This is a genomic window from Bacillus sp. FSL K6-2841 (genome assembly GCF_037976435.1).
In the GTDB taxonomy this organism is placed as follows: domain Bacteria; phylum Bacillota; class Bacilli; order Bacillales; family Bacillaceae; genus Bacillus; species Bacillus pumilus.
Window position 1 is genome coordinate 2,034,340 of sequence record NZ_CP150266.1, and the last position, 23,820, is coordinate 2,058,159.

General features: G+C 40.8%; 26 protein-coding genes. All 26 read right to left on the reverse strand.

Annotated elements, in window-relative coordinates; translation table 11 throughout:
• Positions 1-77: 77 nt before the first annotated feature.
• The gene (locus tag MHH68_RS10165; RefSeq protein ID WP_061408352.1) at positions 78-524 is read right to left on the reverse strand and encodes a YpiF family protein; all 447 of its coding nucleotides are present in this window, start codon (positions 522-524) and stop codon (positions 78-80) included.
• A gap of 61 nt (positions 525-585) precedes the next feature.
• Positions 586-1,125 (reverse strand): ReoY family proteolytic degradation factor, encoded by a 540-nt coding sequence (locus MHH68_RS10170; RefSeq protein ID WP_003215573.1) that lies wholly within the window; start codon positions 1,123-1,125, stop codon positions 586-588.
• 75 nt (positions 1,126-1,200) lie between these two features.
• The gene (locus MHH68_RS10175; protein ID WP_058014821.1) at positions 1,201-2,472 is read right to left on the reverse strand and encodes a tetratricopeptide repeat protein; all 1,272 of its coding nucleotides are present in this window, start codon (positions 2,470-2,472) and stop codon (positions 1,201-1,203) included.
• A 291-nt stretch (positions 2,473-2,763) separates the two neighbouring features.
• On the reverse strand, positions 2,764-4,050 hold the full coding sequence (gene aroA / locus MHH68_RS10180; RefSeq protein WP_058014820.1) for a 3-phosphoshikimate 1-carboxyvinyltransferase: 1,287 nt from the start codon (positions 4,048-4,050) through the stop codon (positions 2,764-2,766).
• 10 nt (positions 4,051-4,060) lie between these two features.
• Positions 4,061-5,176, reverse strand: a complete 1,116-nt coding sequence (locus MHH68_RS10185) for a prephenate dehydrogenase (RefSeq protein ID WP_058014819.1) — start codon at positions 5,174-5,176, stop codon at positions 4,061-4,063.
• Between the two features lie 113 nt (positions 5,177-5,289).
• Positions 5,290-6,387, reverse strand: a complete 1,098-nt coding sequence (gene hisC, locus MHH68_RS10190; protein WP_061410246.1) for a histidinol-phosphate transaminase — start codon at positions 6,385-6,387, stop codon at positions 5,290-5,292.
• A 10-nt stretch (positions 6,388-6,397) separates the two neighbouring features.
• Complete coding sequence (trpA, locus tag MHH68_RS10195; RefSeq protein ID WP_061408361.1) at positions 6,398-7,201, reverse strand: tryptophan synthase subunit alpha; 804 nt, start codon at positions 7,199-7,201, stop codon at positions 6,398-6,400.
• A complete protein-coding gene (trpB, locus tag MHH68_RS10200; protein WP_058014817.1) occupies positions 7,198-8,397 on the reverse strand; it encodes a tryptophan synthase subunit beta in 1,200 nt (399 codons plus the stop codon). The genes trpA and trpB overlap by 4 nt, the downstream gene beginning before the upstream one ends.
• Complete coding sequence (locus tag MHH68_RS10205) at positions 8,378-9,037, reverse strand: phosphoribosylanthranilate isomerase (RefSeq protein ID WP_180310595.1); 660 nt, start codon at positions 9,035-9,037, stop codon at positions 8,378-8,380. Before MHH68_RS10205 ends, trpB begins: the two co-directional genes overlap by 20 nt.
• Before the next feature lie 4 nt (positions 9,038-9,041).
• Complete coding sequence (gene trpC / locus MHH68_RS10210) at positions 9,042-9,794, reverse strand: indole-3-glycerol phosphate synthase TrpC (RefSeq protein ID WP_058014815.1); 753 nt, start codon at positions 9,792-9,794, stop codon at positions 9,042-9,044.
• A complete protein-coding gene (gene trpD, locus MHH68_RS10215) occupies positions 9,787-10,809 on the reverse strand; it encodes an anthranilate phosphoribosyltransferase (RefSeq protein ID WP_339162916.1) in 1,023 nt (340 codons plus the stop codon). The genes trpC and trpD overlap by 8 nt, the downstream gene beginning before the upstream one ends.
• Positions 10,781-12,328, reverse strand: coding sequence for an anthranilate synthase component I (gene trpE, locus MHH68_RS10220; RefSeq protein ID WP_339162918.1), 1,548 nt, complete (start codon positions 12,326-12,328; stop codon positions 10,781-10,783). Before trpE ends, trpD begins: the two co-directional genes overlap by 29 nt.
• 231 nt (positions 12,329-12,559) lie before the next feature.
• The gene (gene aroH / locus MHH68_RS10225) at positions 12,560-12,943 is read right to left on the reverse strand and encodes a chorismate mutase (RefSeq protein ID WP_058014812.1); all 384 of its coding nucleotides are present in this window, start codon (positions 12,941-12,943) and stop codon (positions 12,560-12,562) included.
• Positions 12,940-14,031, reverse strand: a complete 1,092-nt coding sequence (gene aroB / locus MHH68_RS10230; RefSeq protein ID WP_339162919.1) for a 3-dehydroquinate synthase — start codon at positions 14,029-14,031, stop codon at positions 12,940-12,942. The genes aroH and aroB overlap by 4 nt, the downstream gene beginning before the upstream one ends.
• Positions 14,031-15,203 (reverse strand): chorismate synthase, encoded by a 1,173-nt coding sequence (aroC, locus tag MHH68_RS10235; RefSeq protein WP_050943842.1) that lies wholly within the window; start codon positions 15,201-15,203, stop codon positions 14,031-14,033. The genes aroB and aroC overlap by 1 nt, the downstream gene beginning before the upstream one ends.
• Before the next feature lie 73 nt (positions 15,204-15,276).
• Positions 15,277-16,056 (reverse strand): protein-glutamate O-methyltransferase CheR, encoded by a 780-nt coding sequence (locus MHH68_RS10240; RefSeq protein ID WP_061408377.1) that lies wholly within the window; start codon positions 16,054-16,056, stop codon positions 15,277-15,279.
• Positions 16,057-16,200: 144 nt separating this feature from the next.
• Positions 16,201-16,647 (reverse strand): nucleoside-diphosphate kinase, encoded by a 447-nt coding sequence (gene ndk, locus MHH68_RS10245; protein WP_003216015.1) that lies wholly within the window; start codon positions 16,645-16,647, stop codon positions 16,201-16,203.
• 130 nt (positions 16,648-16,777) lie between these two features.
• Positions 16,778-17,740 (reverse strand): heptaprenyl diphosphate synthase component II, encoded by a 963-nt coding sequence (gene hepT, locus MHH68_RS10250; protein WP_012010386.1) that lies wholly within the window; start codon positions 17,738-17,740, stop codon positions 16,778-16,780.
• A gap of 24 nt (positions 17,741-17,764) precedes the next feature.
• The gene (locus MHH68_RS10255; protein WP_058014809.1) at positions 17,765-18,469 is read right to left on the reverse strand and encodes a demethylmenaquinone methyltransferase; all 705 of its coding nucleotides are present in this window, start codon (positions 18,467-18,469) and stop codon (positions 17,765-17,767) included.
• Positions 18,470-18,472: 3 nt separating this feature from the next.
• Complete coding sequence (locus tag MHH68_RS10260) at positions 18,473-19,240, reverse strand: heptaprenyl diphosphate synthase component 1 (protein ID WP_003215666.1); 768 nt, start codon at positions 19,238-19,240, stop codon at positions 18,473-18,475.
• A 114-nt stretch (positions 19,241-19,354) separates the two neighbouring features.
• Positions 19,355-19,585 (reverse strand): trp RNA-binding attenuation protein MtrB, encoded by a 231-nt coding sequence (gene mtrB / locus MHH68_RS10265; RefSeq protein WP_003216082.1) that lies wholly within the window; start codon positions 19,583-19,585, stop codon positions 19,355-19,357.
• Positions 19,586-19,609: 24 nt separating this feature from the next.
• Positions 19,610-20,179 carry a GTP cyclohydrolase I FolE gene (gene folE / locus MHH68_RS10270; RefSeq protein WP_003215789.1) on the reverse strand — a complete coding sequence of 190 codons (570 nt, stop codon included), beginning with the start codon at positions 20,177-20,179 and terminating at the stop codon, positions 19,610-19,612.
• Positions 20,180-20,369: 190 nt separating this feature from the next.
• On the reverse strand, positions 20,370-20,648 hold the full coding sequence (gene hbs / locus MHH68_RS10275) for a non-specific DNA-binding protein Hbs (RefSeq protein WP_003215863.1): 279 nt from the start codon (positions 20,646-20,648) through the stop codon (positions 20,370-20,372).
• 373 nt (positions 20,649-21,021) lie between these two features.
• Positions 21,022-22,500: a stage IV sporulation protein A gene (gene spoIVA / locus MHH68_RS10280; RefSeq protein ID WP_008344534.1), complete on the reverse strand. Its 1,479-nt coding sequence runs from the start codon at positions 22,498-22,500 to the stop codon at positions 21,022-21,024.
• 204 nt (positions 22,501-22,704) lie between these two features.
• Positions 22,705-23,430 carry a hypothetical protein gene (locus MHH68_RS10285; RefSeq protein WP_339162922.1) on the reverse strand — a complete coding sequence of 242 codons (726 nt, stop codon included), beginning with the start codon at positions 23,428-23,430 and terminating at the stop codon, positions 22,705-22,707.
• Between the two features lie 18 nt (positions 23,431-23,448).
• Entirely contained in the window at positions 23,449-23,652 is a 204-nt protein-coding gene (locus tag MHH68_RS10290) for a DUF2768 domain-containing protein (protein ID WP_034318888.1), read from the reverse strand.
• Between the last annotated feature and the right edge of the window lie 168 nt (positions 23,653-23,820).

A 23,820-nucleotide genomic window follows, 5' to 3' on the forward strand; every position in this document is an offset into this window, starting at 1 on the left:
GACACCCTCATAATATATCAATCTATTCACAAGGTCAACAGCCTAAAAAGCTATGTACAATGCAAATGTAAGGGTTTTTATGAAGGGTTCCACTTTTGTAACAAAAAGTTCAAAATTTGTTCTACACTGTCTTGTACAATTTTTTGCTTTAATTCTACCTTTAAATGCTCGAGCGGAACCGGCTTTAACAAAAATAGTGATTCACTAACCGCCGCATGCTCTTTCCATTGGTGATCAGATGAGATTAACACGACATGCTGAAAATGATCTTCTAGCGACCGCTTCATCGTGAAGATGTCTTCTAGTTTTCGGTCATTGATTTCTACATATGTATGTGGTGGAAAAAGAAAGACCCGCCCTTTCAGCTGCCTTTCAAGTTCCTCTGCTACAAGAATGGTAAACTCCCCTAAAGATACGGTTTGTTTGATTTGATTCGCATCTATTCCAACTAATGGAATGATAGCGGTATCAATGTAATCTTTAGATTGCAAAAAGCGATCCGCATCCTCCGCTTGAAACTTCATCAATTTCCCCTCTTTCATGACATAAGCCCTGCCTGGATAGGGCAAGGCTTATTCGTTCAGTTTATGACAATAGGCTTAATTCTCTTGCTAACTTATTAAATGTTTCTTGATCATGACGGTCAAGTGCTTCATCTATCTCTTTCATAAGCCGTTCTTTTTGGAAAGTTGCGATCGAGTGTTCAAGCACTTTCTCCGCAAGATCCTTATCCTTTTCGTTCTCATAAAGATCCTTTGGAATATGAGGATTTGTTTCAAGCACAGCTGCATATTCCGGAGAACGATAAGCAGAACGGAAATTCAATTGAATAAACAAATCTTGCTGTTTATTCAAACGAATATCATGAAATGACTTTTCAGCATCTGTCGTCATGATGTTTTCTTTATAAAATCTAAAGGGAACTTCATCCACACAGTGTGTTGACATAATGATTCCCCTTGGGCAAAATTCTGCTTGCTCTACAAAATGAACCTTTTCCATCAAAGAGTCATGACTCATTAAATAATTTAATATCCAAACACACTCTCTTCGCTTTAACTGATAATGGTTTAAAAACCACCGGATGAATTCCTTCTTTTCATTGACAGAAACAGGGGTCTGCATGTTATTCCCTCCTCTATCGTAAATTAAATTGCTATACATGAATTATTCAACAAACCAGTTCTTCATTCCTGCAAACTATAAGGAAATTTCGTCTTCAATTCTCAAAATCGTTTCTTCGATTTCTTCATTCGTGCCATCTTTCTGAAGAACTTTGCGTAATAGCGGCAATGCTTCTTTTTGTCTGCCTTCTTCTAAAAGGAACGATGCGTATTCATATAAAAAGTCACGTTCCTCATCAAAATCAGGCAGAGCCAGCTTGAAGTACTCAGCTGCTTCTTTATATTCCTCTCGTCCAACAGATGCTGATGCAGCATACCAATTCCATTTTGGATCATCTTCCCCAAAGCTTTTAACCTCTTTAATGACATCCAAAATTTCATCAAAAAGCTCTTCATTTAAATAGATCGCGAGCAATGTTTGAATCGCTTCAATATATCCCGGATCAAGAGCAAGTGCTTCTTGAAGCAGCTTTTTCGCATCTTCTGAATCCCCATTTTTCAAGTCAATCTTTGCACCATATAAATATAATTCTTTGTTATACTCATCAATTTTAATACCTTCTTTTACTACCTCTAAAGCCTCGTGATATAGTCCTTCTTCCTCATAACTTTTCGCTAAAGGCATATATAGAGACGAATAAGATGGATCAATATCTTTTAGTTCTGAAAGCTGCTGAATGGCTGTTTTCGTTCGGCCAGCCCTCATCGCTGTAAATCCGTAGCCAAAAAGTGTATTCGGATCTGTTTGACCTTTCACTGCCTTTTCGTACCATTCAAGCGCATCTTCAAATTCTCCAGCTGTGCTGAGTGATTCAGCAAGCCTCTGATAAACATTGACGCCGCCAACCTCATGTTGTTGATCTGCAACCTTGTAGAAATAGTCGGCCGCTTTCTTTGAAAGACCTTGTGAAAAATACAACTCACCTAATGCAAAATCAATAATGGCTTCATTTGGGAGCAGCTCTTTTGCTTTTAAGAGCTTTTGTTCACTGACTTCAAATAGTCCTTGCATTTGATACAAATCTGCCATTAACAGTAGACTCTCTGGATACGCATCATCATCTTCAGGAATCGTCTCTAATACCGAAATCGCCTTTTCTTCTTCATCAGAGTCAATCAAAAGTTCTGCATAAAAACATGTTAACCCTGTTTCCTCTGGATATAAATCATGTAAATCACTGATGAGATTTCTCGCTTTATCGATATCTCCCCAATCATAATATAACTGAGCTGCCTGCGCCTTTTCTTCATCATGCAAATGCTTTTCTGCCTTAGCAAGTGTTTGAAGTCCTTTTTCAGTCTCACCCGCCTCAACTAATTTTATGGCTTCTTGTAATGAACTATTCAAATCAAACCGTTCCTTTCTGTTTTCCAAAAACCTAAACTATTGTTACTTCATATCATAATCGACAGGTACTCATCCAGCAAATATGTTGCACTTTTAAAATGAACCCATTTTTGTGTTTTAAAGACTGTTTTTCATTTCATCCTTTACGAAACAGAAGTTTTGTAAACTAAAAACACCTGAAATTCATTTTTTGATCAAATAAAATGAATTTTTTCCAGGTTTCATCTTGAGACAAGCTATGCTATATTCCTTACAAATATGCCTAAGGAAAGAAAAAGCCTGAGGACATCCTCAGACTGTTTTTGTTAAGTATTCAATATGTTCAAAGAAATTCGGGTATGAAACGCGTACAGCATCTGTATCTTCAATCTCAACCGCTTGCTTTGTGATACATGCAGCAATCCCAAGCATCATCCCGATTCGGTGATCTCCGTAGCTTGACACGACTGCGCCGCCTTGAAGCGTGGTTTTACCATGAATCTTCATACCATCATCTGTTGCTTCAATATCAGCACCGAGTTTTTTAAGTTCTGACACGACTGTATCAATTCGATTGGTCTCTTTTACTTTTAACTCAGCAGCATCTTTAATGATCGTTGTGCCTTCTGCTTGTGTCGCTAGAAGCGCTATAATTGGAATCTCGTCGATAAGTCTTGAAATCACATCACCAGAAATTTCGATTCCTTTTAATGAAGAGGTCGAGATCGTTAAATCACCATATGGTTCTCCACCTTTTGCATCTACTTCATTCATCTCAAGATTCGCACCCATTTGTTTCAGAACATCAATAATGCCCGTTCTTGTTTTGTTTAGCCCGACATTTTTTAACACAATTCGGCTGTTAGGAACAATAGATCCAGCAACAAGGAAAAATGCAGCTGAAGAGATGTCTCCAGGAACAAATATATCTGTTGCTTTTAATGCTTGACCGCCTACAATGGAAACACTTTGTTCATCTTCATCTAGTTTCACACCAAACATGGAGAGCATTCTTTCTGTATGATCTCTTGATTTATGTGGTTCAGTTAATGTCGTTGTGCCCTCTGCTTGAAGCCCTGCTAAAAGGACAGCGGACTTAATTTGTGCACTTGCCACCGGAGACTCATATGAGATACCTTTTAAATGGCCGCCACGAATAGACAGTGGCGTATACTCGCCGTTTGCTCTGCCATCTATTTTCGCTCCTAGTTGTTTAAGTGGACCTGTTACTCGCTTCATTGGTCTTTTAGCAATACTCTCATCACCGATCAGTGTACTGTGAAACTCGCAACCAGCTAATATTCCCATCATTAATCGAATGGTTGTACCAGAATTCCCGACATCGAGGACATCAGACGGCTCCTTGAGCTCTTTCAGTCCCTTTCCATGGATCACAACATCGGTCCCTTTTTGTTCAATTTCAACGCCCATCTTTCTAAAACAATCAATCGTACTTAAACAATCGGCTCCAGGGAGAAAGTTTTTCACCACTGTCGTCCCATCAGCAATTGCTCCAAACATCACTGATCGATGAGAAATGGATTTATCACCTGGAATATGAATGACTCCATTCATAGGAGCATGTTTATGAATTTTCATCTTTGTCACCTCAGTCAGCATAAAATGTATCGTAATTCGCTCTATTTTTTATACAGATCTCTGCACGTTTACGGTCGTTTTCTGTTTGAAAACTAATGCGTAAAATCCCATTAATGTCTTCCCGCGTTTCAATAATACGGATATTCGTAATACTAATGTTCTCATTTGCTAAATGCCCTGTAATCTCCGAAATGACCCCAGGGTGATCTGGAACATCCACATAAAGATCATAAAAAGCTGGAATGGCACCTTTTTTCCTCAGAGGAAGTCCATCACGATATTCCTTTGCCTCTTGAAAATAAGAGAACAAGCCTTCAGCGTCTTCTTGCTGTACAAAGGTCTCAATGCGGTCGATCTCTTTTTTCCATTCATGGAACCGGTCTAAAATTTTGTTTTTGTTGTGCAGAAGGATATCTCGCCACATTGCAGGGTTGCTTGACGCAATACGTGTAATGTCACGAAAGCCTCCAGCAGCAAACCGTTTGACGAGTGGGAATTGTTCTTCAAAATGATGTGCTTGATGCACAAGGCTGGCTGCAACAATATGAGGGAAATGACTAATCACACTTGTTACACCATCATGTTCTTCTGGGGTCATCTCAATAAAATGAGCATTTGTCCCCTTTAACAAGTCCTTCAAACGATCAACAGCCTCTCGGTTTGTTTCCTTTGCCGGCGTTAAAATGTAGAACGCATTTTCAAATAAAAAGTCTTTCGCTGCTATGACACCTGACTTGTGAGAGCCTGCCATTGGATGTCCACCAATAAATTGATAGTGCTTAGGAAGCGTTTTTTCTGCATAATGGACGACCTTTTGCTTTGTGCTGCCGACATCGGTGATTGTGAGCTCTCTCTCAATTCCAGAGTTTGCAATATCACGAAGCATCTTGACTGTTTGCTGAACTGGTGTTGCCAAAATAATAGTCGCAGATTCAGCCAAACCTGCCGCAAATGAATCAGCTGCTAAATCAATGATACCCAGCTTTGTTGCTGCAACCATCTGTTCTTTGGACACATCATATCCAACAATTTTTTTATGAGGATACTCTTTTTTAATCGACAGTGCGATGGAACCTCCAATTAAACCAAGTCCAGCGATTAATATTGTTTCATTTGCATCATTCATGTTCATCACCTGTTTTTTCGCGAAAATTAAAAAAGCCATTTCAACAGCTTATATGTATGAGGTTGGTACAATGAAAGCCATATCCTGTAAAAGGATATGACTTTATGGTTATGCTACGCACGAATGCCTTGCAATAAATCAGCAAGTGTACTTAGAATTTCTGCATTTTGCTCCATTGTCCCGACCGTAATACGTAAAGACGTTGGAAAACCAAGTGCTTTACCAGACCTAACAATGTAGCCTTTTTTCAATAATGCATTGAATAATTCATCTGCATCTCTTTTAAAATCAATCAGCACGAAGTTTGTTTGAGACGGATAAATAAATAGTCCAAAACGGTCTGCAAATTCTTGATATTGCTTGAGCCCTGCTTCATTTTTTTGTCTGCATGATTGAATGAAGTCCTGATCTTTTATCGCTGCACGAGCTGCTGCCTGAGCAATACGACTCGTATTAAACGGCTCTCTCGCTGGTTCAATCGCAGTAATCAACTCTTCTGATGCAATGCCATAGCCTACTCGAAGCGCGGCCAGTCCATACGCTTTAGAAAACGTACGGAGTACGATGACATTTTGATAGTTGTGTAATAAAGATAAGCTGTTCGGAAAGTCTTCCGCACGAACGTATTCGACATATGCTTCATCTAGTACTACAAGCACATGAGCTGGTACTTGATCTAAAAACGCCACAAGCTCAGATTCTGACAAATGATTTCCTGTCGGGTTATTCGGGTTACATACCCAGACAACCTTCGTATTCTCATCAATCGCATCAAGCATGCCCTTTAGATCGTGAGCTCCTCCGTCTAAAAGCGGCACCTCTCGAATCTCTGCCCGCTCAATGATTGCATTGTGACGATATTGCGGAAAAGACGGAGCTGGGATGACGGTATTTGTATGTTGGTCAAGGAATGCCCTAGCAATAATTTGCACAAGTTCATCTGAGCCATTCCCGAATATTAATTGTTTTTCATTTACTTGAAGAAACTCAGCAAGCTCTGTCCTTAAACTTGCGCTGTATCCATCTGGATAAATCGCTAAATGTTCGAGTTCAGCTTGTATCGCCTCTCTTGCATGCGTGGAACATCCAAAAGGGTTTTCATTTGAAGCCAATTTCACAATTTTGTCTAATTGATATTCTTTTTTGACCTCTTCAATTGGTTTCCCAGGTTGATACGGTTTTAGTTGTTTTAATTGATCTTTGATTTGCAAAAGTTTCACCTCATTTGAATGAATAGAGGGGACTAAATGTTTTTGCATAGGTTTCAAATTCTCTTAAAGCGTCTTGACGTGTATCATTTGCTAACAATTGATCTTGAAGTTCTTCAATTTTTTTCACAAGTGCACTGCCTACCACGACACCGTCACTCAGTTTATTCATTGAGTCTACCTGCTCTCTTGTTGAGATACCAAAACCGACCGCAACCGGTATGTGACTCAGCTGTTTCACTTGTTGAATAAAATCAGTAATCGATTCGTCAAAGGCTTGTCTGACACCTGTTACACCAAGAGATGAAACACAATACACAAAACCTTCTGCCTGCTCTACAATAGTTACTAATCGTTCCTTACTGGTTGGTGCAACGAGCGAAATATATGAAATGTCATGTGTTTGACAGTTCTTTTGCAGCTCACTGCTTTCTTCAAAAGGCAAGTCGGGTGTTAAGAGTCCCGAAATATGATTTTTGCGCAGTAAAGCGAAAAAGTATTCTGTGTCTAATTGTAACACAGGATTATAATACGTAAATAGAATTACAGGAATTTTTACACCGTTTTTTTTCATCTTCCCTGCTAATTCTATCGCTTTTACGATATTCATGCCATGATTTAGAGCTCTTTTGGAGGCTCTTTGAATGACAGGACCGTCTGCTAGCGGATCGGAATAAGGAACACCTAGCTCAATCGCATGTGCACCGGCTGCTTGAAGGGACAAAGCTAAATCGATCGTGATTTCTTCTGACGGATCTCCTGCCGTAATAAATGGGATGAATAATTTCTCGCCTTGCTCTAATTGAAATGTGATCATTTGGTTTTGCCCTCACTTTCAAGCACATTCATTAATGTATGCACATCCTTATCTCCTCTTCCTGACAGGCAGACAAGGATGATTTCATCTTCACCCATCGTCCTGCTCATCTCAAATGCCTTGGCTAAAGCGTGTGCTGATTCAATCGCTGGCAGAATTCCTTCCTTTTCTGTCAGCAGCTTTAGTGCATCCAGTGCTTCTTGATCTGTAGCACTTACATATTGAACGCGTCCACTCGCATGTAAATAGGCGTGCTCTGGTCCGATCCCGGGATAATCTAAACCAGCTGAAATGGAATAGGGCTCAATAATTTGGCCAAATTCGTCTTGAATTAAATAGGTCAAAGAGCCATGAATGACTCCTTTTGTCCCCTTTGTAATGGTTGCTGCATGAAGCGGGGTATCGATCCCTTTTCCAGCCGCTTCTACACCAATCAAATCAATCTCATCATCCAAAAACGCTCGGTACATTCCAATCGCATTACTTCCGCCGCCGACACAAGCAATGACTTTATGTGGAAGCCTGCCTTCTTTTTTAAGCATCTGCTCTTTTGCTTCATCCCCAATCATCCGCTGGAACTCACTGACGATTTGGGGATACGGGTGAGGTCCTACAACTGAACCTATCATATAGAAATGATCACTACAGTGCTGGACCCAATAACGAATCGCTTCGTTCGTTGCATCTTTTAATGTGCCGTTTCCACTTGTGACAGGTATGACTTCAGCGCCAAGGAGCTTCATTCGGAAAACATTGAGAGATTGTCTCTCCACATCCTCTTTTCCCATAAATACCGTGCACGATAATCCAAACTTTGCGGCCACCGTTGCAGCTGCTACTCCGTGCTGTCCAGCGCCTGTTTCCGCGATGATGTTTGATTTCCCCATTTTTTTTGCAAGCAGTGCCTGACCAAGTGCATTGTTGATTTTATGAGCACCTGTATGGTTTAAATCTTCTCTTTTTAAATAGATTTTTGCGCCACCGAGGTATGCAGATAATTGATCAGCATATGTCAGCGCAGTCGGTCTGCCTGAGTAGTTTTGCAATAGAGAAAGATATTCTTGCTTAAAAGCGGGGTCTTCTTTTAATTCGTTAAATGCTTGTTCTATTTCTTTGAGTGGCTGCATGAGTGTCTCGGGAACAAATTTCCCTCCAAATTCTCCATATCTGCCAAGCTCATTTGGATATGCGTACATCGTTTAACATCCTTTCTTCGAGCGCTTTGATCTTAGCGCTGCTTTTCTTCCCGTTTTCTTCTATACCGCTTGAAAGATCGATCGCTTTTGGGCCATAGGCAAGCAGCTCTGGCAGCGTTTCAGGTGTTATCCCGCCTGCAATGATGCATGTTTTCCCCAGTCGTTTTGCTTGCTGATTGTATACAGGTACCGCTTCCCAAGCAAAAGCTGTGCCAGAACCGCCTCTCATCCCTTTTACTTTCGCATCAATGAGAAAGCCATCGACAAACGGCGCAAATGCCGTCATTTGATCAAGTGTTTCTTTTATATTGGGATCGTGATGAAAGACTTTCCACACTACCGCCCCTGTTTGTTGTTTTATTTGTTTTGCATCCTCTCGTGTTTCATCTCCATGCAGCTGCACGATATCTAAAGGAATATGTTTAGTGATGTCACACACTTTTTGGATTTTTTCATTTACAAAGACACCAGTAATCTCTTTCTCGCACTGCGACTTCATGAGCCATTGTTTCACTTGATCTGGATCGACTTGTCTTTTACTTGGAGCAAAAATAAATCCGATCGCATCTGCTTGAGATTGGGCAATGCATTCTACATCTTCTAGTGAGACCGCCCCGCAATATTTTAAAAAAGGTTTCATCGTGTCATTCTCCAAATAACGTCTGAACGGCTTTTTCTTGTGAGGGTTCTCTCATTAATGATTCACCTACAAGGACAGCACTCGCTCCATGTTTTTTGACAAAGGTTAGATCATCAAATGTCTGAATACCGCTTTCACTTACTAATAAGACATCCTTTGGTACAAGTGGTGCAATCTCTTTTGTTTGCTCAACTGTTGTTTTAAATGTCTTTAAATTTCGGTTATTCACGCCAATGATTTCGGGGGTGAATATATTTAAGATATGTTCCAGTGTATCTTCTGCGTGAACTTCGACAAGGATATCTAGTCCTTTTTCCTTTGCTTCAGCATAGAGCTCATGCAGCTGTTGCGGTTCAAGTACTTCTCCAATTAATAAAATGGCATCTGCACCGATACGTCTCGACTCTTCTATTTGTATTGAATCGATGATAAAGTCTTTTCTTAAAATTGGACGTGCGACGTGTTCTTTAATGTAGGAAAGATACTCGTTTTTCCCTTGAAAAAATGGTTCATCTGTTAAGACTGATAAGCAGTCAGCATTCGATTTTTCGTATGCTTTTGCTGTTTGCAGAGGATCAAAATTCGGCTGAATGATTCCTTTGGAAGGAGATGCCTTTTTCACCTCAGCAATCAACCCAATCGAGCGGTGAGGATTCATGAGTGCTTCTTTAAATGATCGTCTTTCATAGTGTCCATCATGAGGTAGCTGCAACGTTTGGATATGTTCTTTTTTGCGTGCAATGATTTCATTAAGCATAGATCTCTTCCTCTTTCGTTTTTTGTTTTAAACGAGCCAATTGTTCTCTGGCTGCTCCGTTTTTAATCGTTTCTAATGCTTTTAATGTTCCTGCCATGAGGCTTTCTGACTTGCCTGCGACATATAAAGCCGCTCCGGCATTCAGAGCTGTAATATGAAGCGGCGCCCCTTCTGTTTGATGATTCAATATATTCTGAATCAATTTCGCGCTCTCTTCCGGTGATTGGACCTGAATATCTGATAAGTATCCTTTTTCCAATCCAAAGTCTTCTGGGTTTAGCGTATATTCTGTCATGGCACCTTTTTTAAGTTCAATCACATATGAATTTGCTGTAATCGTTAATTCATCCAGCCCGTCTTCCCCGCATACAAACAGGACATGCTCTGGTTCTAATGGGGCAAGGGCTTCTGCCATTAATTTTGCCTTTTCCTTTGCATACACACCGATGATTTGCTTTTTGGCTTGCAGCGGGTGGCAAAGCGGCCCTAATAGATTAAATACCGTCCGGAAGCCAAGCTGCTTGCGGACTGCTGCTACTTGTTTCATAGATGAGTGGTACAGTGGCGCAAATAAAAAGCCCATGTTTTTCTCTTGTATTTGTTTTCTTGTTTCTTCTGGCGTGGATTGAATGTGAATCCCAAGACACTCTAGCACGTCGGCACTTCCGCTTTTAGAAGAGACTGAACGATTTCCGTGTTTTGCGATTTTAGCACCAGCGGCGGAAGCTACAATAGCAGCTGCAGTTGATATATTAAATGTAGAGAGTCCATCGCCTCCTGTGCCGCATGTGTCAACGACATCAAGTAATCTTTCCGCTGGTTCTGCTTTTTGCCGCATGGCCTTCACAAAGCCCGTCATTTCTTCAGCGGTTTCTCCTCTATGTGCTAAAATCGATAGACTTGCAGCGACTTCAGCATCTGTTAAAGAGCCACTCATCATATCATGCATTAGACTATGTGCTTCATTTTCTGATAGGAAGCCTCCGTTAACAAGAGCTGATAGTCGTTGATTCATCCTGCACACTCTCCTTTTCTGAGAAAATATGTTCAGCAAGCTGAATGGCCCTCAGAAGCGCTCCTGCCTTGTTACATGTCTCTTCCCATTCATTTTCTGGAACAGAATCTGCGACAATGCCAGCGCCTGCTTGTATGGAAGCGGTCTGATCTTTCACGCTCATGGTGCGAATGGTAATACAAGAGTCGATATTACCGTCGAATCCAATATAGGCAATACAGCCGCCATATGTTTCCCTTGGCTCAGGCTCCATTTCATTTAATAATTGCATCGCTCTTATTTTCGGTGCCCCTGTTAATGTGCCTGCTGGAAATGCGGACATGAGTGCATCAACTGGGTGTGTATCCTGCTTTAGCTTCCCTGTCACAATGGAGATGATGTGCATAACATGTGAAAAGTTCACAACTTTTGTAAAGACCGGTACGGACACGCTGCCGTATTCTGCTACGCGGCCGACATCATTTCTGGCTAGATCTACTAACATGTAATGTTCTGCTTTTTCTTTCTCATCTTCTAGCAGCTCTCTTGCCAGTGCGGCGTCCTCTTCTTTTGTTGCTCCTCTTTTTCTTGTGCCTGCAATAGGATGAATTTCCAAGTGCCTATTTTTGGCATGAATTAATCGTTCTGGTGAGCTTCCGACTAAATCACGGTCTTTTAATTTCATAAAATACATGTATGGAGATGGGTTTACAATGCGCAGCACACGGTATAATTCAAATGAACTCACTGACACTGGGATATCGAATCGCTGTGAGAGTACGCCTTGAAAAATATCACCCGCTCGAATGTATTCTTTGATTTTTTCTACGTCCTGTAAAAATTGCTCTTTTTCATAGGTTGATGTCACATGTTCAAACGACGGTGATTCGTTCATATTCCCTGATAAAATCAGTTCTTTCATATCGATCCTTGTATGGAGTTTGTGAATCATCTGTTCAAGCTGCTTTTGATTTTCCTTGTAAGCTTGTATTTTTTCGTCTTCTGTTTCATTCCCAGTTAGCTGGGTGTATTGGATAAAATGAACATGATTCGTTTCATGATCAAAGGCAATCATCGTTTGGCAAACAAATAGCGTACAATTGTCTGTCGTTGATGCGCTTCGGTGAGGCCTGACAGAAGGTTCAATGCTTGGAATAAGATCGTAACTTAAGTACCCAACTGCCCCGCCTGTAAACGGGATGTCAACGTCTGGTGTCTTGATTTGATATTGCTCTTTCATCCAGTCTAATAAGTCTTTTAGTTCTTGCATTTTCATGACCTCTTGCCCTGCCGCATCACGTGCAATATATTCGTTTTGGTCATCGTGTAAGGTTAAAAAAGGATGCAATCCGATGAAGGAATATCTCGACCAGCTAGAAGACTCATCTTTGCTTTCTAGTAAATACACAATATCTGCCTTGAGTTTTTCGACAATTTGAATCGGTGAGAGCGTATCAACTGTAATGGTTTCAACAATCGGGATCGTTTTGTGGGACTCGCTGTCCCTTAGAAATCGGGTCAAATTTGATTGGGAATTCATAAGCACACTCCTTAAATGGGATTAAGGAGAATGAGGGGACATATAGAGGGTTTGTATGAGTATACGAAATAAGCCTAAAAGAGGGGTGCTCTTTTAGGCAGTATGATTAAATAGAAGTATCGTATCTCTGCTCAACTCTACTCATCTCAACTACCCTAGTCTCATTCTCATCTTCTCTAAACTTGCAATGCCGTTTACACCTGTGTGTAAACTTCGGCTGTTCATATCGTATTATAATTCCTTGTTTTTTGTCAACTGTAAATCAGGGCGAAGCGTCACAGCTTCTTCCAAGTACACATGCTGCACATCTTCCTGCTTTGTGTCTGTTTGGACCGTCATTAACACACGAATACAATGTTTTAAACCGCCTTGAATGTCCAGCTCCTGCATACAAGTAACAGGCACATACGTCCACCCTTCAAACTGACGAAGGGCTTTTGCCGGAAAAACGGAGTGAATATCTTGTGTAGCTGAAATTAAGATCTGCACGACACGTTCTGGATCTACTTGATTTCTTGAAATAATCGCTTCTAGCAGCTGTTTCGTTTTATTTAATACTTCTGTTTCTGTATCTTCTTTCACTGTTGTAGCCCCACGTATCCCGCGAAACATCATAGACATCCCTCCTCCCGTTTCCATTCTTCGAGCCATTGATGCAGATCATCTTTTGTGAAAGACTGCAAGACAGCATCTCCAACCTGTTTTAATAAAACAAATTGAACGGTTCCGCCTCTTGCCTTTTTATCACCTATCATCCGGTCAACAAATGTTTTCGTGGAAATATCTTGAGTGACTTGTACCGGAAATCCGAGTTCTTTCATCCACTCTTTTAGTTTCGTACGATTGAGACTGAGTCCCAGCTTCTTTTCGCTCACATATAGCGCAAACTGCATGCCGATTGCAATAGCATCTCCGTGCGTAATAACGCCGTATCCATACTCTGCTTCAATGGCATGCCCAAGTGTATGACCTAAATTCAAAAATGCACGCACGCCTTGTTCTCTTTCGTCTTTTTGAACAATCGACGCTTTGACTTTAATCCCTTGATACAGTATATGTGCCAGCTCGCTCTTTGAACATTCCGCCAAAGAACGAATAGACATCAGTTCTGATAAAAAGTCTTCACTTGAAATGAGGGCATGTTTGATGACCTCAGCAAAGCCTGACCTCATTTCAGTTTGAGATAGTGTCTCAAGCATGCTCGTATCATAGATCACGGCTTTCGGCTGATGAAAGGCACCAATTAAATTTTTACCGAGCGGGTGGTTAATCCCTGTTTTTCCGCCAACTGCACTGTCATGCGCCAATAGCGTCGTCGGAACTTGGATAAAATCAATACCTCTCATATAACTAGCAGCAACAAAGCCAGCCAAATCGCCAATTACGCCGCCTCCAAGCGCAATGATGCACGAGGAGCGATCCAGCTGAAATTGAATGGCCTTCGTATGAATATGCTCAAACTCAGCAAAAGATTTCGACTGCTCTCCGCTTGGCACAACCACTTTATGCACAGACCACTTCTGCTTAAGTAATCGAACCATTTCATCACCGTAAATGGCATCAACCGCTGTATCTGTCGCGATTAAGAGCTTCGTATAGGAATGCCCCGTGGAAGTTATCAAGTCGACGATATTGCGTTTAATCCCATCACCGATATATACAGGATAAGTGGCTGAGGACGTCTTAACTTCCAGTGTTTTCATTAAAATTCCCTCTGAAGCTGGCGCATTTTGTCAACATTTTCTTTAATGCGGTCAATTTGATCAAGGCCAAACTGCTCAACTACAGCATTGGCGATTTCCCAAGCCACGACTGCTTCTGCGACAACACTTGCGGCAGGAACAGCACAGCTGTCAGAACGCTCAATGCTTGCGGAGAAAGGTTCTTTTGTTTCAATGTCAACGCTTTGAAGCGGTTTGTAAAGCGTTGGGATTGGTTTCATGACCCCTCTTACGACAATTGGCATTCCAGTTGACATTCCGCCTTCAAGACCACCTAAGCGATTTGTTTTTCTCGTATAGCCTTTTTCTTCATCCCAGATGATTTCATCATGGACCTCACTGCCATTTTTAGAAGCAGCCTCGAAGCCGATACCAAATTCGACCCCTTTAAAAGCGTTAATACTCAGAACAGCACCTGCAAGCTTGCTGTCTAATTTGCGGTCATAGTGAACATAGCTTCCGACTCCAACCGGCATTCCTTCAACGATGACTTCCACAATTCCACCAATGGAATCACCGTTTTTCTTCGCTTCATCAATGGCATCCATCATTTTTTGACCTGCTTCACTGTCGTAGCAGCGAACAGGTGACTCTTCCGTTACCTTTTGCAAATCTTCAATTGATTCATATGCCGTTTGAGCTGCTTTCACTCCGCCAATTTCAAGAACGTGACCAGCTACCTTGATCCCTAAATGAGCCAGGATTTGTTTAGCGACTGCGCCTGCTGCTACGCGAACGGTAGTCTCACGGGCTGATGAACGCTCTAATACGTTTCGCATATCACGATGTCCGTATTTAATCGCACCATTTAAATCCGCATGTCCTGGTCTAGGGCGTGAAATTTGACGTTTCATTTCACTCTCTTCTTCTTCTGTGATCGGCTCTGCCCCCATCACCTTTGTCCAATGCTTCCAGTCGTTGTTTTCAACGACAAGTGCAATCGGAGAACCTAATGTTTTCCCGTGGCGAACACCGCTTAACACTTTCGCTTGGTCTTTTTCAATCTGCATTCTTCTGCCGCGGCCGTGACCTTTTTGTCTTCTAGCCAATTCATAATTGATGTCATCCTGCTCTATGTAAAGTCCCGCTGGAACGCCTTCAATAATTGTGGTCAATTGTGGACCATGTGATTCACCTGCTGTTAAGTATCTCATGACTCGATCTCCCTTCATCGCATTAACGCTTTTAAGTAAAACTATAATAACACACTTACTACTAAAAAGTCAGCTACATACCCTTCTTTTGATAAAAGAAAGTATCAGCAGATGTCAGTCCAAACTTTTCTGGGTGAAAAATTTGTTCAGTTGAACCAACAAATAATACGCCATTTGGCTTTAAACTGCTGCTCATTTTCATGTAAATCTCTTCTTTTGCCTCTTCTGTAAAGTAGATAAGGACATTTCGGCACACGATAAGATCAAGCTGTTTTTCATAAGGATCTGCTAAAAGGTTGTGCTTTTTAAATTGAATGTGCTTTCTCACTTCATCTTTCACCGTGTAAAATGAAGAATCTTCTTTTGTGAAATATTTTTGCTTGATTTGATCTGGTACCTCTTGCAGTGATCGCTCATGATATCTTCCTTTTTGAGCTGATTGCAACACTTTATCATCAATATCAGTCGCAATAATTTGGAAGTCCTTTACAAGTGGGTGACTTGATAGCAGCATTGAGAGTGTATACGGCTCCTCTCCTGTCGAACATGCTGCACTCCATATTTTTAGGGTCCCACTGTTTTTCGAAAGCAGCGGAAGAATTTTTTGATCAAGCACTTCCCAGCGCTGATAATTTCGGTAAAATTCTGACACATTGATCGTCATTCGATCCATCGTCTCATCTAATAGTGCTCTATCCTTTTCAAGGGCAGCCGCGAAGGCTTCAAAATCTCTATATCCTTTTTTATCATAAAGTGACGTTAATCTTCGTTTCATTTGTGCTTCTTTATATAAATTCAGATCCACCCCGGTTAGTTTTTTCCATTTCCCGACAAATACTTGATATTGATCCATCAAAGTCCTCTCCTGTCTCATCTATCTTTGTCCTAGTATAGCTGTTTTTATCGAAAATTTGTATCTTCTCATGCGAAATTTCGTATAGAAATATTCATATAAAAAAGCCAAGGTGCTCATTTGATGAACACCTTGGCTTGAGTTTTAATAAATCCAGCTTGAGATGGTTTGATCCCAGTTTGTGAGTTCTTCTTGTTTGAAGAATAAGTTGATTTCTCTTTCAGCACTTTCTGGTGAGTCTGAGCCATGGATAATGTTTTTTCCAACCGTCAATCCATAGTCTCCTCTTATCGTGCCCGGAAGCGCTTCCTTCGGGTTTGTTTTGCCGATAATCTGTCTTGTGACATCTACTACCTGCTCACCTTGCCATACCATTGCAAATACTGGTCCTGACGTAATAAAGTCAACCAATTCCCCGAAGAATGGTTTTTCTTTATGCTCTCCGTAATGTGTTTCTGCTACTTCTTTTGGAATACTCATTAGTTTTGCACCAACAAGCTGAAGTCCCTTTTTTTCGAATCTTGACACAATTTCACCGATTAATTGTCTTTCCACACCATCAGGTTTGACCATAAGAAATGTTTTGTCCATATACGTTCTCCACCCCGTCGTTTATGTATGTATAGGCTTACATTGTTACAAAGTGATCGTATCATTTTTTTATACAATAATCAATTTTTGACAAAAAATTTCACAAAAAAACCAATCAACAATATGTTGATTAGAATTTTCGTTTTCCAATATATTTGGCAATGGAAGCGAGTGACGTTCTTGCTCGTCCTCGAGGAAGTTTGTCCAGCTGTTCGAATGCCTTTTTCAAATACATTTCACTCACTCGAATCGAGCGGTCGATCGCATCTGTTTGTTTGAGATGTTCAATCACTGGCTTTAGCTGCATTTCTGTTGTTTCACTATTAATCAGCTTTAATTGGCCTTCGAGTGTAGGATTCTTCAGTGCATATAAGACTGGGAGTGTGACATTTCCTTGTAAAAGGTCCCCTCCAACAGGCTTACCAAGCTCTTCTTCAGTTGATGTGAAATCAAGCACATCATCAATGATCTGATAGGACATCCCGACATAGTAGCCAAACCAGTAAAGGGCTTTATGTGTTTTCTCATCTGTACCTGCTGCTATCGCACCTAACTGACAGCTGCCTGCAATAAGCAAGGCTGTTTTTCGTTTGATTCTTCTTAAATATGTACGCAGGTTTTGATCCATATTGTATTTGTCTTTCACTTGCTCGATTTCACCAAGACAGAGCTCGACAACCATCTTTGACAAAATTTCATGCGCCATTGGGTGATTGATCTTTGTCATATACTCAAGCGATCTTGCAAACATATAATCTCCTGTGTACATGGCAATTCGATTGTCCCATTTTGCCTTAATCGTTGGCTTGCCTCTTCTCAGCTCTGCATCATCAATGACATCATCGTGAACGAGCGATGCCATATGAATGAGCTCAAGCGCAACGGCAACATATTTAATTTTATTAATGTCATAGTCGCCAAACATGCCTGAAAGGAGAACAAAAACGGGGCGGATTCGTTTTCCGCCCGCTTGCAGCAAATGAAGACCCGCTTCACTTAATAATGCATAATCAGAGCGAACTGTTTGTTCAAGCTCTTTTTCAATAATATCGATATCATGATTTAAAAAAGAGATCATTGCTTTTAGTTTCATTATTTTCACCCAAATATCGTTTATTCAAAGCTTCTTTCCGATATGTGTTGCTGCTACACCGCCTGTAAATGGATGATACGAGACATCAGACAGACCCGCCTCTTCGAAAAGAGCCGCCAGTTCTTTCATGCCAGGGAACGCTTTGGCTGATTCTTGAAGCCATGAATACTCCTGATAGCTTTTGGCAAACAGTTTACCGAAGAGCGGCATGATGTATTTGAAATAGACATAGTAGCCTTGTTTAAATCCAATCATTTCAGGTTGCGATGTCTCTAGACATACAACCATTCCACCAGGCTTCACGACTCTTGTCATTTCCTTTAGCACCGTCAAGTAATCAGGCACGTTCCGTAGGCCAAAACCGATCGTGACATAATCAAATGTGCTGTCCTCAAAAGGAAGCTCCATCGCATTGCCGTGAAGCAATTCAATTTGATTATAGCCCCCAGTTTTCACCTTCGTTTCTCCAACACTCAGCATATTTTTACTAAAATCAAGGCCTTTGACTTCGCCTTTCTCTCCAACAGCATCAGCAAGCGCAATGGTCCAATCGGCTGTTCCGCAGCATACGTCTAATGCTTTGGCTCCTTTTTGAACATTCATCAGTTTCATTGTCTTATCGCGCCACTTTTTATGCTGCTTAAAGCTGATGACAGAGTTCATTTGATCATAGTTTTTATAAATTTTTTCAAATACACCGTGTACTCGCTGTTCTTTTGATTGCTGCATGACTTACCCTTCTTCCACTTTCTGATGATACGCAGGTTCATTTTTCATATGATCCAGGCGATTTAATAGCTCTTTTTGAACGACCGGAGATGAAACAAGATGCTCCTTGATTGATCGTTTGGCCTTTTCATAGCCTTCATTCTCAAAGTTGTCAAAACATGTATAGGCGTCCGTATAGCTATCGTTCAAAAAAAGTTTTAAATGTTTGTCGTCTTCTGCTTGTTTCATGAAACGTTTATAAACAAGGAAACGACTTGCAATCTCATTCCAATGCGTTAATTGAAAATGCTCAGAAACCCTTTGGAATAACGCAGACTCAACCGTTGCTACACTTTTGTAAAAGTGCGCTGCATCTTGAATGGATCGATCATACAGTCTAATTTTATGTTCATTGATTTCTTTGATCGCCGTTGCGAGGGTGCGAATCATGTAGATGTCTTTCATGTCAGAGAGAAGAGAATAGTAGAGACCGCTGAAATAGTCTCCTGCCAGGATAGTCAGCTGACGATTTTTGAATTCGTCTTGTTTGATCGCTGCAGCAGTTGTGACTTCGTCATGGGTATCAAGGGCAATTTGCACGAGCATCGCCGTTAAAATATAATTTTCTTTTTTCTCTGCATCAATTTGAGCTTCATCAAACATTGCATGAAAAAGAAGGAGCTTATCTTCATCGATGAGTGGCGCACGTAAATGTTTCGCCAAATAAGGATGAGAAAGCTTTTTATTTAATTTTATATTTAGATTAGATAAAATTCCGTAGATGTCTTGCAAAGATATCACCCTTGTCCCAAAAATTACAGTTTCATATGTAGCCCTGCACATTGTATAGAGATTTATTATACCATATCAGCTCTCACTTTTATGCTATCAAGTGCACTCAAGTATTTATTTCTTTGCTTCGCTTTGAATTTCCCCGAAGCTTGTTTGAATGACAGCATCGCCTCTTACTTTGATTGCTGACGTATGCTCAGTAAATTGTGCAATGATGACTTCACCTTTATCGAGCTTTTCGGAATGGTGAAATCTTGTATCAGAGCCTCTAGTTAGGCCGATGACATTTACACCATTTTCATTGGCTTTAATCACTACAAAATCAGATGCTTTATTTTCACTCAACCTGTTCACCTTCCATCTATTGAATTAGTCGTTTTTAATAAAGGAAAGCACTTCTGCTCTTGCCGCTGCATCATTTGCAAATGTACCGCGTACTGCTGAAGTTACTGTTTTTGCGCCTGGCTTTTTCACTCCGCGCATCGTCATACACATATGCTCTGCTTCAACGACAATCATCACGCCATGCGGATTGAGTGTTTCCACCATACTATCTGCAATGGTTGATGTGATGCGTTCCTGAAGCTGCGGGCGTTTGGCAACAGCCTCTACAGCTCTTGCAAGCTTGCTAAGACCTGTCACTTTTCCGCCGCGCGGAATATAAGCGACATGAGCTTTTCCGTAAAAAGGTACTAGGTGGTGTTCACACATTGAATGGAAAGCAATATCTTTTACAAGAACGAGTTCTTCGTGGTCTTCACCAAAAATGGTTTTAAAATGTTCTTTTGGATCTTCATTTAATCCCGAGAACACTTCTTCATACATTTTTGCTACTCGTTTAGGGGTATCAAGAAGTCCTTCACGATCTGGATCTTCTCCGATGGCTTTTAATATATCGCGTACTGCGTGTTCAATTAGTTCTTTATTTATTTCACTCATGTATTATATCCTCCAAAGGCGATTACATTTCAATCAGATTCTAGCACACTTCAGATCCTAAAAGCAAAGGAGAGCGTTCTAAACGAACCTTTTGTTTCAAAAGGAAAAGCCCCTTATGAAAGGGGCTTTTCTAGACCAGTGTGAAACTGTATATGTATAACTCCTGCAATAGGATCATTACACATAACGATTATTTACCTGCCACCGCGTCTTTAAGTGCTTTACCTGGTTTGAAAGCAGGTACTTTGCTTGCAGGGATTTCGATCTCTGCACCAGTTTGTGGGTTACGTCCTTTACGAGCTGAACGCTCACGTACTTCAAAGTTACCAAAACCGATAAGTTGGATTTTGTCACCATTTTTAAGTGCATCTAAAATTGTATCAAAAACAGAATCAACTGCTTTTGTCGCGTCTTTTTTAGATAACTCGCTTGCTTCAGCAACCGCGTTAATAAGTTCTGTCTTGTTCATGCCTTTCACCTCCTCCCAAAAATATGCATTCAATAGATTGTTATCATTTCTTCACAATTCATCTTCTTTCTATACACTTTTTTTGAAAAAAAGAGCGTCTAGAAAGCGGTATACATGGCTTTTCATTAGAAAACAACTCTTTGAAGGAATGTTTGTCCAACAAAGTGAAGATTTTCTGTAAGTAGATTAACACATATGAAATACCATATCAAGCATTTTAAAGGGAAGAATCCTTATTCGTCAAGGATTAAGGGCACTTTTGCGAACGAATATTCCTAATTTCAGCCTGAATCTGACTAATCTTTATACAATTGTCTTTTTATGACTCATTCCATACTAAAAAAAGACCCCTGTCAATGAGAGGTCTCACATGCTATAGAATAATCGCGATCAAACCGCCTGATCCTTCGTTGATGATTCTTTCAAGTGTTTCTTTCAGTTTATATCTTGCATTTTCTGGCATCAGCGACAGCTTTGCCTGAATGCCTTCTCTGACAAGGGAGCTGAGTGAGCGCCCAAATATATCTGAATTCCAAATCGAAAGCGGATCATCTTCAAAGTCTTGCATTAAGTAGCGGACGAGCTCTTCACTTTGTTTCTCTGTTCCGATAATCGGTGCAAATTCACTTTCTACATCTACTTTAATCATATGAATAGATGGCGCAACCGCCTTTAGTCTTACGCCGAATCTTGAGCCCTGTCTGATGATTTCTGGCTCATCTAAACTCATATCTGACAAGGCCGGAGCCGCAATTCCGTATCCCGTCTGCTTCACCATTTTTAAAGCATCTGATACTTGATCATATTCTGTCTTCGCATGTGCAAAATCTTGCATGAGCTCTAGAAGATGGTCTTTCCCTCTAATTTCTACGCCAACCACTTCTTTTAGAATATGATCATATAGATCATCCGGGGCGTACAGGTCAATCTCCGCAATCCCTTGACCCATTTCAATCCCTGCTAAGCCCGCTCTTTCAATAAAGTCAAATTCACTGAACTGGCCAACAACACGGTCAACATCTCTTAATCTTTTAATATCCTTTACGGTTTCCTTCACTGAGTCCTGATAGCTTTCTCTCAGCCAATGATCTTCTTTCAGCACCATGACCCAGCTTGGAAGGTTCACATTCACCTCTAGGACTGGGAATTCATATAATGCTTCACGAAGTACACTAAGGACGTCTTGCTCTCTCATACTTTCTACACTCATGGCGAGTACTGGAATATCATATTTTTGGCTGAGCTCCTGCCGCAACGCTTCTGTTTCAGGATGATAGGGTCTCACAGAGTTGATCACCATAATAAACGGCTTTCCAACCTCTTTGAGCTCATCAATCACACGTTCTTCAGATTCAATATAATCATGTCTTGGGATTTCCCCAATGGAACCATCCGTTGTAATCACAACACCGATGGTTGAATGCTCTTGAATGACCTTGCGTGTACCAATTTCCGCTGCTTCATGGAACGGGATTGGCTCTTCATACCACGGCGTGTTGATCATTCTTGGACCATTTTCATCTTCATACCCGCGCGCACCAGGGACTGTGTATCCTACACAATCGACAAGCCTGATGTTGACATCAAGGCCGTCACTCACATGAATCGATGCCGCTTGATTCGGTACAAATTTTGGCTCAGTGGTCATAATGGTTTTTCCTGCTGCGCTTTGCGGCAATTCATCCTGTGCTCTTGCACGATCTGCCTCATTATTGATATTCGGGAGCACCACGAGCTCCATAAACTTTTTAATAAACGTAGATTTCCCTGTACGAACAGCGCCAACGACTCCTAAATATATATCGCCTCCTGTTCGTTCAGCGATATCCTTGAAAATATCGACTTTTTCCAAGTGATCCCCTCCCGGACTTGCTATCCTCGTTTTCAAATAAAATACTCTATTCTTCAATCAAACTTGCTTGAAAGGTGTCTGGACAATATATGTGTATGACGTTGTCCTATTTGAATATGACACCTTTTTTGTTTTGAGAGTATGTTTAGCCATAAAAAAACCTTTCTCCTCATTTATATGCAGAGGAAAAAGGTTCATTCTTGTTTATGACGTCTTTTTTTCTAAAAAATCAGGCTCACCTTTTTTGTTTATGGTATAAGGAACAGAAAACGCGGGTACAAACGGGGTTTCCTGCCAATAGACATCTTGAATGTTTTCACCTGGTTTCAGCTTTTGTTTCGTATTCTTCAAAATATGAGCAAAATCACTGCGGTAGTCCACATAGATTTCGCCATTTGATGAAATCAGTAATGGGAGGGAATTCCCTGTCACAGGACTCATGACCGTAGGCGGTGATTTTAAGCCTAGCTTTTTTTCATTTAACGTATATAAATTGTTTGATACTACTTTGCCGTATGGCGGATATGTATGTTCATCTTGATATATTTTGATTCTAAGCCGTAATTCACTGATGGTTTGCGTCATTTTGACATCAAGCAGTTTCACAGTTGGTTTTTTTTCGACGTCTGTGAGGACATAAATATATTCCCCCCCGCCTTCAAAGGAAGTAGACGGTACATCGTGTAAATATCTTGGTGACAAGCGTTTAAAGTCGATGACGTACTTCTGATAAACCGGCGTGTCTGCTTCTTTCGTTTCAATCGGCAAAAGACCATTGGTTGCTTTTTGAAATTCCTCAATCGCTGTCTGAACGCTTTGCAGCTGCTCTACGTACGGCACACGGTTTTCAGTTTTGCGATTTTCTGGATACAGACATCCTGTGAGTAATATAAATGCTAACAACGTGACACTGACTTTTGCTTTGATCATCACATTCTTCCTTTTTCTTTATTCATTGACCGGCCCGCTAAATACAACTAAAAACACAATGATACCTGATATCAGCATCAAGCTGTATGCGACGGTCGAGGCTGTTATTTTAAGAAACCGGCTTTTCAGCTTAAATCGACTGAAATAAATGGTAACTACAGCTAAAAACATGAGCCCCATCGAACCAAGTGCAAACCACATCTTGATTAAAGCAAAACTCATCGTGCCTGTCCCCCTTTAAAACGAACAAATTGTAAGCGTTTATATTTCATTCTAAACCAAAAATAAGGTAAATATCAATCATTTTTCCAATCATTCAGAAAAAAGCGCATAAAAAAAACTGAAGCAAAGAGGGGGACTCCGCTTCAGTCATTAGGTCGACTATTTTTC